The 10,148-nt window shown below is 68.4% G+C and carries 7 protein-coding genes and 1 pseudogene; 4 read left to right on the top strand and 4 right to left on the bottom strand.

Features of this window, described 5'->3' with window-relative positions; translation table 11 throughout:
- On the bottom strand, window positions 1–356 hold a 356-nt coding region (locus tag K8V84_RS22625), incomplete at its 3' end, for an Hsp70 family protein (protein WP_304078481.1).
- A gap of 600 nt (window positions 357–956) precedes the next feature.
- Between K8V84_RS22625 and K8V84_RS22620 the strand changes: the two genes are divergently transcribed.
- From K8V84_RS22620 to K8V84_RS22605, 4 genes are all read left to right on the top strand, one after another.
- Complete coding sequence (locus K8V84_RS22620) at window positions 957–3,176, top strand: (Fe-S)-binding protein (RefSeq protein ID WP_304078478.1); 2,220 nt, start codon at window positions 957–959, stop codon at window positions 3,174–3,176.
- 437 nt (window positions 3,177–3,613) lie between these two features.
- On the top strand, window positions 3,614–4,609 hold the full coding sequence (locus K8V84_RS22615; RefSeq protein ID WP_304078476.1) for an ABC transporter ATP-binding protein: 996 nt from the start codon (window positions 3,614–3,616) through the stop codon (window positions 4,607–4,609).
- 49 nt (window positions 4,610–4,658) lie between these two features.
- Window positions 4,659–5,501 carry an ABC transporter permease gene (locus K8V84_RS22610; protein ID WP_304078474.1) on the top strand — a complete coding sequence of 281 codons (843 nt, stop codon included), beginning with the start codon at window positions 4,659–4,661 and terminating at the stop codon, window positions 5,499–5,501.
- Between the two features lie 186 nt (window positions 5,502–5,687).
- On the top strand, window positions 5,688–8,237 hold the full coding sequence (locus tag K8V84_RS22605; RefSeq protein WP_304078472.1) for a sensor histidine kinase: 2,550 nt from the start codon (window positions 5,688–5,690) through the stop codon (window positions 8,235–8,237).
- A 75-nt stretch (window positions 8,238–8,312) separates the two neighbouring features.
- Here K8V84_RS22605 and K8V84_RS22600 read toward each other — a convergent pair whose 3' ends face one another.
- The 3 genes and pseudogenes from K8V84_RS22600 to K8V84_RS22590 all read right to left on the bottom strand — a co-directional run.
- A complete protein-coding gene (locus K8V84_RS22600; RefSeq protein ID WP_304078469.1) occupies window positions 8,313–9,047 on the bottom strand; it encodes a hypothetical protein in 735 nt (244 codons plus the stop codon).
- A gap of 159 nt (window positions 9,048–9,206) precedes the next feature.
- Complete coding sequence (locus K8V84_RS22595) at window positions 9,207–9,698, bottom strand: hypothetical protein (RefSeq protein WP_304078466.1); 492 nt, start codon at window positions 9,696–9,698, stop codon at window positions 9,207–9,209.
- Window positions 9,699–9,971: 273 nt separating this feature from the next.
- Window positions 9,972–10,148 (bottom strand): annotated as a pseudogene (locus K8V84_RS22590) (gamma carbonic anhydrase family protein); the annotation flags it as partial.

The raw sequence follows: 10,148 nt of genomic DNA, 5'->3' as shown, positions 1-10,148 counted from the left end.
GGGACGGTGATGACCGCGTCGGTCACGTCCTCGCCCAGGTACGCCTCGGCGTCGCGCTTGAGCTTTTGCAGGATGAAGGCGCTGATCTGCTGCGGGTTGAACGTCTTGTCGTCGATCTGCACCGACCAGTCGGTGCCGATGTGACGCTTCACCGAGCGGATCGTCCGGTCGACGTTGGTGACGGCCTGACGCTTGGCCACCTCACCGACGAGTACCTCACCGTTCTTGGCGAACGCCACGACCGAAGGGGTGGTGCGGGAGCCCTCGGCGTTGGTGATGACCGTCGGTTCGCCACCCTCCAGGACCGCGACACACGAGTTCGTCGTACCGAGGTCGATTCCGACCGCACGTGCCATGGTTGCTTCCTCCGTCAAAGTTGAGTCGTTCAGGCGTAAGTTTGCTTCGTCTGGTCGGGGCTGTCAAGTCAGTTGAGTCAAAGGAGCTCAACTTGCTTCCTACGACCTGACAACGGGTGGACGGGCGGCTATGTTCCCGACCTGGGGATTTTTCGGCGGGTCGGCGGCCGAACTCCGGGGCTACTCGGGGAGATCCTCGATCCGAGAATCCGGGGGAGTAGGGGACGCCTCAGGGGCCCGGGTGCGGGGCGAGGGTCCGATGGTCGGGGCGTGACCGGTGGACCCACCGATGCCCGGGTGTGCCCGATCGGTCCGGCCGTCCGCTTACATAGGGGGCGTGGTGTGTCCGAAGGGGTCGGGAGAGGCCCGCGTGATTCCGTTGTGGCCGGGGCCGTCTACGGTGGGCCCGCGGGCGGGCGGGCGATTCCGCGATCGCACGGCGCGCCATGGGAGAACGCATCGGCGAGGGCATGGAAGCAGGTCTTGGGCCGTGGTGGCCCGGGGCGGTGGCGGCCGTGCTATTACTCGCTAGTAACATAAGTTGGGACCACCGGTGTGTGGCGCACCGGATGACGAACGCAGGATGGGAGGCCACGGACGATGCACCCGCTGTACTTGACACTGGGCATCATCACCTCGGTCTTCGCCGTGGTCGCGATGGCCCTGTTCGGGTTCGGTCTGTACAAGATCGTGCGAACAGTGGGCGTCGGCAGAACGGTGGAGCCCGAGCGCAAGGGGCCGTTTGGACAACGGCTCACCATGACGCTCATCGAGATCGTCGGACACACCCGGATGCTCAAGCGTCCCTGGATCGGTGTGGCCCACTGGTTCGTGATGGTGTCCTTCCCCCTGCTGGTCCTCACGGTCATCGAGGCACAGGGTGAAGTCTTCAACCCGCACTTCAAGCTGCCGATCATCCACGACTGGGCCATCTACGGTCTGGCGATCGAGTTCATCGCCGGTGCCAGCCTCATCGGCATCATCGGTCTGATCGCCTACCGGCTGCTGAACGGCCCCCACCGCAAGGGCCGTGACTCCCGGTTCTTCAACTCCAAGACGTGGACCGCCTACTACGTCGAGGCGTACATCCTCGGTCTGCTGTTGGCGATCTTCGCGATCCGCGGCTTCAAGGTCGCCATCGGTGAGTTCGCCTTCCCCGTGTGGGCCACCCCGATCTCGCACGCGATCGGTTCGATCCTGCCCGGCGACACCGAGATCGCCGCGCCCGCGATCGCGCTGATCGCCGCGTTCAAGCTGATCATCAGCTACGCGTTCTTCGTGGTGCTGTACTTCAACCTCACCATGGGCATCGGCTGGCACCGCTTCATCGCTCCGGTCAACATCTTCTTCAAGCGCAACGCCGACGGCAGCCCGTCCTTGGGCGCCGCCAAGCAGATGATGGACAAGTCCGGTACCAAGCCCCTCGACTTCGAGGAGGCCGACCCGGACGAGGACCCGTTCGGCGCGGGCAAGCTGGAGGACTTCACCTGGAAGGGCCTGCTGGACTTCACCAGCTGCACCGAGTGCGGTCGCTGCCAGTCCCAGTGCCCCGCCTGGAACACGGGCAAGCCGCTGTCGCCCAAGAAGGTCATCCTCGACCTGCAGGCGCACACCTACGAGAAGGCCCCGTACCTGCTCCAGGGCATCACCGAGGAGACCCTCGCCGAGGCCCCGGACAACAGCCACGCGGGCGTCGACGTCCTCGCACTCCTCAACAAGCCGCTGGTCGGCACCGAGGAGGAGGGTGGCGTCATCCATCCCGACGAGCTCTGGGCCTGCACCAACTGTGGTGCCTGCGTCGAGCAGTGCCCCGTCGACATCGAGCACATCGACCACATCCTGGACATGCGTCGCTACCAGGTCATGGTCGAGTCCAACTTCCCGTCCGAGGCCAACACCCTCCTCAAGAACCTTGAGAACAAGGCCAACCCTTGGGGCATGGCCGAGGACCGGCGCATGGACTGGATCGAGGAGCTGGCCGCCCAGGAGAACCCGGTCGAGGTCCAGGTCGTCGAGGACAAGCTGCCCGAGGGCACCGAGTACCTGTTCTGGGTCGGTTGCGCCGGTGCCCTGGAGGACCGCGCCAAGAAGACCACCAAGGCCATCGCCGAGCTGCTGGACATCGCGGACGTCAAGTTCGCCGTCCTGGGCGGCATGGAGGCCTGCACCGGTGACCCGGCACGGCGTCTGGGCATGGAGTACGTCTTCCAGATGCTGGCCCAGCAGAACGTCGAGACGCTCAACGACGCCGGCGTCACGAAGATCGTGGCCAGCTGCCCGCACTGCTTCAACACCCTGGCCAAGGAGTACCCGCAGCTCGGGGGCACCTACGAGGTCATCCACCACAGCCAGTTGCTGGCCCAGCTCGTGGACGAGGGTCGTCTGACCCCGGTGAGCTCCATCGACGAGAACATCACCTACCACGACCCGTGCTTCCTGGGTCGCCACAACAAGGTGTACACGCCGCCGCGCGACATCATGGCCCAGGTACCCGGCGTCAAGACGCAGGAAATGCACCGTCACAAGGAGCGGGGCTTTTGCTGTGGCGCCGGTGGCGCCCGCATGTGGATGGAGGAGCGGATCGGTAAGCGCATCAACACCGAGCGGGTGGACGAGGCGCTGACCACCAATCCCGACACCGTCTCCACCGCGTGCCCGTTCTGCCAGGTGATGCTCGGCGACGCCATCAACGAGAAGAAGTCCGCCGGCGAGGCCAAGGAGACGCTGGAGGTCGTGGACGTCTCCCAGCTGCTGCTCCGTTCGGTCAAGGGTGACGACCCCGCGGCCGGCGGGGAGAAGAAGGAGACCGCCGACGCCTAGCGTCCGATCTCGCTGAGAATCCGCGCACGAAAGGGCGGGGCGCCCACGGGTGTCCCGCCCTTTTGCGTTTCTTCGCGAGTTCGGTAGACCCCATAGGATGTTTTTTCCTGAGAAGAAATTTCCCATTCGTTGTCGCGTGGGATCGATTCAACGGAGAATGGCGAATTCCGCCGACAGGCCGAGGGTGGTTCGTGTAGAACGTTGGTAACCGCAGGTACGGCCCCGCCCGACGTGAGTGTGAGGGGACGGGCGTGGACCGCACCGCGGCCGCGGCCGCGCTCGCACGTGAGGTGACGAAGGGGCACGTGCGGGCGCGGCGCACCACCACGGGCCCGGCCCGGATGACATTTGTCAGTGCCGGAGCCGGGTGATCGCCATCATGGTCCTGTGACAGCCGAGTCTGTCGCCGGCCGGCCTCGTGCGAAAGGCTGTGGGACATGACGGCGACAGCGAACACCACCGAGACCAGCGCCCCCAGATCCTCCGCGGAGCCGACGGTGGTCGTCCGAGACCTGAGGCAGAAGTACGGCGATTTCGAAGCGGTCAAGGGTGTTTCCTTCGAGATCCGGCCCGGTGAGCTCTTCGCGCTCCTGGGCACCAACGGCGCCGGCAAGACCACCACCATCGAGACCCTCGAAGGTTTCCGCCGCCCCAGCTCCGGCACCGCCCGGGTCTTCGGGCAGGACCCCTACGGCCAACCCGTCGGGGTACGCGAGCGCACCAACGCGGTGCTCCAGGGCAGCGGCCTGATGGAGGACCTCAGCGTCGACGAGACCCTCGCCCTCGCCGCCGATCTCGCCGCCGACCCGCGCGGAACCGACGAGGTGCTCACGCTGATCGGCCTCACCGACAAGCGCGGGCTGCGGGTCCGTCAGCTCTCCGGTGGTCAAAAGCGCCGTCTCGACCTCGGCCTGGCCCTGCTCACCCGGCCCGAGGTGCTCTACCTCGACGAACCCAGCACCGGGATGGACCCCGAGGCGCGGCACGAGACCTGGCGGATCATCGGCGACCTCAAGCGGGACGGGGTCGCGATCCTGCTCACCACGCACTACCTGGAAGAGGCCGAGAAGCTCGCCGACCGGCTCGCCATCATGCACCGCGGTGAGATTCGGGTGGAGGGCACGCTCGGCGAGGTCCTCGCCGGATGGGGCGACCGGGTGAGCTTCCTGTTGCCGAGCGACGTGCGCACCGCCGACCTGCCCGAACTGGAGGGCGCCGAGGTCGAGGTGCAGACCCGCGAACAGCGTCTGTGGGCGACCTACACGATCCGCGGGGGTGACGTCGCCGACCGCGCCCACCACACCGTCGCCGCCCTCATGGCGTGGGTGGGCGAGCGCGGCGACACCCTGCAACACCTGCAGGTGCGCGGCGCCTCCCTGGAGGACGTCTTCCTCCAGGTCGTGGACGGCGCGGCGGACCTGGTCGGCGAGTAGCGGCCGGACCTTCGGACCACCCATCCCACAGACTTCTGGAGCTCCCATCATGACCACCACAGCCCCCGAGGGCACCGAACGCCGCGAGAAGGGGCCGGGCGTGCTGCGGCAGACCCTGCGCCTGGGCCGCACCGAGTTCACGCTCTTCGTCCGGTACAAGACCGCGTTGATGTACCTGATCATGCCGGTGATCCTGCTGCTTCCGGTCCTCAACCAGGAGAGCGTCCCGATCCTGGGGGAGTACACCACCACGGAGGCGGCACTGGTCGGCACCATCGGCGCCATCGCCCTGTTCATCGGCCTGGGGCACCCCTCCAACGTCTTCACCGCCCGACGTGAGGCCCTGGTCCTCAAACGGCTCCGAGTGAGCGGGGTCCCTGCGGTGGCGATCTTCGGCGGCGTGTTCCTCGTGGTCCTGCTGTTCACCCTGTTGATCGCGGCGCTCATCATCGGCGGGTCCGTCGCCATCGGCGGCCCCCTGCCCTCCGACCCGGTGATGTTGGTGTTCTCCGTGGTGCTGGGATGCCTCGCGATGACCCTGCTGGGTCTGCTGATCACCCGTTTCGTGAGCAACGCCGAGTCCGCGCAGATGCTCTCGATGGTGCCGATGATGGCCCTGCTGTTCCTCGGCGGCAGCTTCATCCCCCTGGAGGTCCTGCCCGGCGGCCTGCGCCAGGTGGCGATGCTGCTGCCGGTCGCCCCGACCGTGGAGATGGCCCAGGCCGCCTACTTCGGCTACGACGTCTTCGGTGGTCTTGAGGGCGCCGAACCGGTGGGCCTCATCGGCCTGTGGGCCGGCGCGCTGCCCAACATCGGCATCATGCTCGCCTGGATCGTGGTCCTGGCGCTGCTGGTCCACCGCTACTTCCTCTGGGACCCCCGCCGTCCCTGAGGGTGACGGATGGGACGAACGTGCCGGGAGGGCCCAGGACGGGGGCCTTCCCGGCGCACCATTCTCGGGCGCCTCCGCCGACGCCTCGGTGTGTCCGGGGGGAATCGGGCCCGTGGACGACCGCCGGGAAGGGCCCGGCGCGTTCTAACGTGAAGTGGACGGATGCCGGTGGGGAAGGCGGGGCGGGTGGCACCAGAGGTCGAAGAGGACACGGATTCGACCGACGTCCTCCAAACGTCGGACGGCGGTCGCTACACCCGTAGGCAGCGCCGCCTCCGCTGGGTCGTGCTGATCTTCATGTCCGCCCTGGGACTGCTCTTCCTGGTCTGGCCCGTCTACGAGCTGCTCTTCCACCTCGATCCCACCGGGAAGCGCATCGAGTACTGGGACATGGGGGAAGAGCGGTGGTGGCCGACCCTGGTCGCCCTGGGGCTGGGGGTGATCGGCACCGCCTTCGGATGGCGGATGACGTGGGAACGGGTGAACGGTCGCGCCGTCGCCGATCCCCGTCTGTACTGGGGGACCCTGGTCGTGGTCGCCCTGATGTGCGTCTTCCTCCGGGTCCCCTTCTACATCTTCTGCGCCTGCGCGGGCGCCTGGTGCCTCCTGGTCTTCATGGCCCCGTGGCGACGGTCCCTCTGGATCAGCCCGGTGCTGGTGGCCCTGTCCTGGATCCGGGTTCTGCTCGACCCGAACGGCTACGCGTCCCTCCTACTCGGGATGGACTTCGTTCTCGCGGTCTTCTTCACGTTGGTCATCTGGTCCGGTTGCGTGGCCACCTTCTGGATGTGGGACGCGACCCGCGAGGCGGTCGAGGGTTCCCAGACCCGTGCCCGGCTGGCGGTGAGCGAGGAGCGCCTCCGTTTCGCCGACGACATACGGGGTCTTCTGGGCACGGAGCTGAGCACGCTCGCGGTGAGCGCCGACCACGCGGGACGGGTCCTGCGCGCCGACCCGGAGGAGGCACGGCGAAGGATCGACCGGGTGCACGAGGCGGCCCGGGGGACACTGCAGAGAGTGCGATCCGTGGTCCGCGGCTACCGTGACCTTGACCTGGAGACCGAGGTGGGTTCGGTCCGGGCGGTCCTGGAACAGAATCGGACCGTCACGACGGTCACCGGCCTGCGCGGGTTGGGCCTGCCACCCGAGACCGCCGGTCTGGCCGCGTGGGTGGTGCGCGAGGGCGGCACCAACGTCTTGCGGCACAGTGACGCCCGCCGTTGTCGGATCGAGTTCTCCGTGGTGGAGGCGGCCGACGACGTTCCGAGCAGCCTGATCATCCAGATGGTCAACGACGGAGCCGAGGTCGGTGAGGTCGAGGACACGGGCTCGGCCAGCGGCCTGTCGGGGCTGGCCGAGCGCGTCGAGCGTGTCGGCGGCACCCTGACGGCGACAGGTACGGCCGACGGTGGTTTCCGGCTGCGCACGGTCGTCCCGCTCTCGACGGCCTCGCTCCAGAGCGCGCCCCGAAGCCCGGTGCGACCATCGGAGACCGTGCCGACCACCGCGCGATTGACCGTGGCGTCCCCGACCTCCCAAGACACCCGGAAAGAGACGGCCGACGAACGGGAACGGTGGGTCGACCGTCGCTTCCGGATCACCCGCCTGATCAACTTCGTCATGCTCGGGGGCAGTTGCCTGTTCACGGCCCTGTTCCCCCTCCTCGACCTGGTCTTCAGCGCGTCGGGACAGGGCCCGATGTGGCGGTCCGCGCTCGGGTTGGCGCTCTGCGTACCCAACATCGTCCTGCTCATGCTGTTGCTGCGTGAGCGTCTGGACGGAGACCGGTCCCCCTCACCGAGGCTCTACCGGATCTCACTCGGGTTGTTGGCGGCGACGGCCGTGCTGCTCGGCTCCCCGGTGGCGAGCCTGTTCACGATCGCCCTCTGGTGGTCGGTCGGCGCCCTCCTGACGCACGGACGCACCACCCTCATCGTCAGTGTGGCCCTGCTGTTCTCCCCGCTGGTGCTGCTGCCGACCTATGCCGTGCCCATCACCGACCTCCCCCTGTACCTCCTGGTCTGGGTCGGGGCGGTCGTGGCCGCCTTGCTGATGGTCGGCACGACCCTGCTCACCATCTGGCTCTGGGACGCCAGCCGTGAGGCGGTCCTCGGTCAACGTGCCCGTGCCCGGCTCGCGGTGACCGAGGAACGACTCCGCTTCGCCCGGGACATGCACGACCTGCTCGGGCACAGCCTGTCCGCACTGGCGGTCAAGGCCCAGTTGGCGAGCCGTCTGGTGGATCGTGCCCCGGAGCGCGCCGCCGTGGAACTGGCGGAGGTGCAGGACCTGGCCCGCAAGGCGTTGGGCCAGGTGCGTTCCGCGGTGAGCGGCCACCGGGAGGCCGACCTGGCCGACGAGGTCGCCTCGGTCTCCTCGATCCTGGAGACCGCAGGGACCCGGACCACGGTCACCGGGTTGGAGACGATCGAACTCCCGTCGCGGGTCGAGGAAACGGCCGCGTGGGTGGTGCGGGAGGGAGGTACCAACGTGCTGCGGCACAGTGACGCCGAGGAATGCCAGATCACCTTCACCCTGGCCCGCGGGGAGGCCGGTGAGAACGACACCCTGGTGTTGGAGATGCACAACGACCACGCCCGGGAGCGGGTGAGGGACGAGAACGGTGGCAACGGACTGACAGGGCTGGCCGAACGTGTCTCCGCGAGCGGAGGGACGGTTTCCGGATCCCGTACCAGGGACGGTGGTTTCCTGCTCCGTGCGGTCCTGCCGCTCTGACCCGACGTGTGGGACTCCCCGCTCCGCGACACCCTGGACCGGGGCGTCGCGGAGCATCCGGAGGGGTCGGTTCCGTCAGAGGGTGACCAGGGACTCGAAGGCGGCGTCGATGTCGTCGGTGATCTCGTCGCCTCCACCGGTGTTCAGGCCGAGCATGAACGCGCCCTGGTCGCCGCCGAGCTCCATGACCAGGAACCTTCCGTAGGCGTCCCCTCCGTCACCCGAGCCGCTGCCCATGGTCACTCCGAACGCGGGAACGCCGTCCACCTCCGTGGCGCCCTCCGACTCGATCCACAGGTCGCCCTCCTGGGCGACCAGTTGTCCGACCATGTCCGTGGCCATGTCCACGGCGGTGAGCGCGAGGGGTTCGAGGGGGCCGAGTTCCTCCCTGCCGGTCACGATGATCGCGTTCGGGTCCTCGGGCGGACCATGGACCGAGTAGGTGTCGTACTCCGGTGGCACCTGGTCGTCACCGAGCCGCTGCCAACCCTCACCGGGGAGTTCGAAGGCCAACCCCGAGTTCGGGTCGGAGACGGTGTCGGCGCCGGTCTCGGGTGGCACCCGGTCCGCGTCGCCCTCCTCGCCCTCGCCCGCGTCCTCCGACGCGGAGGGTGCGCCGGCGGAGCCGGTCGAGGAGTCGTCGCGCGACAGGAACCATCCGACGCCCGCCGCCGTGATCAGGAGGAAGAGGACCGTCACCACGGCGGCGATGGTGAAGGTGACCTTGCGCGCGTTGTCCGGCTCGTCGTCGGCGTCGTGGGGGTCGAGGTGCCGCCGGGTCTGGGGGGCTGGTCTTTCGGGTTCGCGCATCCGTGCTCCTGCGAGGGCGGCCGGTCGTGACCGGGGTGACCGAGGGGTCAGAAGGGTCACTACCCGGTGGCGAGGCCATCGGAGCGGGCCGACAGTGGCCGGATCAGGCCGCTTCGATCGGGAACCCGACGGTCGAGCGAGGAGGGGCGCCGCCGGTGGTCAGATGTACCAGGGGGCGAGCCTGCGCAGGAGGGGGCCCTGGGGTGCGCGGTGGGTGTGGAAGTCCCCGAGGGCCTGGAGCGGGGCCCAAGGGGTGGACGGTCCGAGCGGGATCGGTGCGTGGCCGGTACCGGTGAGAGTCGCGTTCCGTTTCAGGTTCGCCGGTGGTTCCTCCGGGCGTGGCTCGGGAGGGCGAGGCGCCGGAGCGATGCCGGGGCCGCGTGGCGACGCGTCTTTCGGACGCGTCGTCTCCGGGATGCGGGGATCGGATTCTTCCCGCTCGGGATCGGGGCGCGGCGATCCACCCGGCACCGGAGTGTCCTCGTGGTCGTCCTCGGGGTGTTCCGCGATGCCCAGGGCACGGTCGATCTGGTCGAGACTCAGGTTCTGGTCGGTTTCGGCGACCGCGATCAGAACCTCGGCGTACAGCTCGATCTCGTCGAGGGCGACATGGTCGTGAAGGCGGTCGCGCAGCCCGATGCCGTGGTTCATGGGTGCTCACCTCCGTAGGACGACTGTGTCGCTGGGCAGGACGGAAACGCCCACACCCTCGGGGGTCGGGCGGGCGCGACGCAGTCCGCTCCGACAGGGGGCGAGCACTTTTCAGGCTACGTCCGAGAGTGCTCATCGCGCATGACTCGGGTGGGCCACCCGCCCGCCCACCCGAGCTAGTCACACAGTGTCCGTTCCCTTCGAGGGAGGCGGGGGCGAAGGTCCGGCCTCCCTCACCCCGGGGGGCCAGACGGGAGGTCGTCGACCCCGCCTTCAGTACCAGGTGACGTCCTGGTGCTGCACGGCGTAGGCCGCGTACGCGGTCGGCGTGTGCTCCAGCACCAGGCGGTCGTCGTCGTTGAGTTCGCGAACGACCTTGCCTGGGACACCCGCCCACAGCGTGTTCGGTGGGACGACCTTGCCGGGGGCCACCAGGGAACCGGCGGCCAC

Origin of the sequence: Nocardiopsis listeri, from assembly GCF_020741345.1 — a bacterium.
In the GTDB taxonomy this organism is placed as follows: domain Bacteria; phylum Actinomycetota; class Actinomycetes; order Streptosporangiales; family Streptosporangiaceae; genus Nocardiopsis; species Nocardiopsis listeri_A.
The sequence above is the reverse complement of the archived record's forward strand: the minus strand, read 5'-3'. Positions and strand labels throughout refer to the sequence as shown.

Excerpts from the sequence above, each read along its gene's own strand:
- K8V84_RS22620 (WP_304078478.1), top strand. The coding sequence starts at position 957 with ATGCACCCGCTGTACTTGACACTGGGCATCATCACCTCGGTCTTCGCC.
- K8V84_RS22615 (WP_304078476.1), top strand. The coding sequence starts at position 3,614 with ATGACGGCGACAGCGAACACCACCGAGACCAGCGCCCCCAGATCCTCC.
- K8V84_RS22610 (WP_304078474.1), top strand. The coding sequence starts at position 4,659 with ATGACCACCACAGCCCCCGAGGGCACCGAACGCCGCGAGAAGGGGCCG.
- K8V84_RS22600 (WP_304078469.1), bottom strand. The coding sequence starts at position 9,047 with ATGCGCGAACCCGAAAGACCAGCCCCCCAGACCCGGCGGCACCTCGAC.
- K8V84_RS22595 (WP_304078466.1), bottom strand. The coding sequence starts at position 9,698 with ATGAACCACGGCATCGGGCTGCGCGACCGCCTTCACGACCATGTCGCC.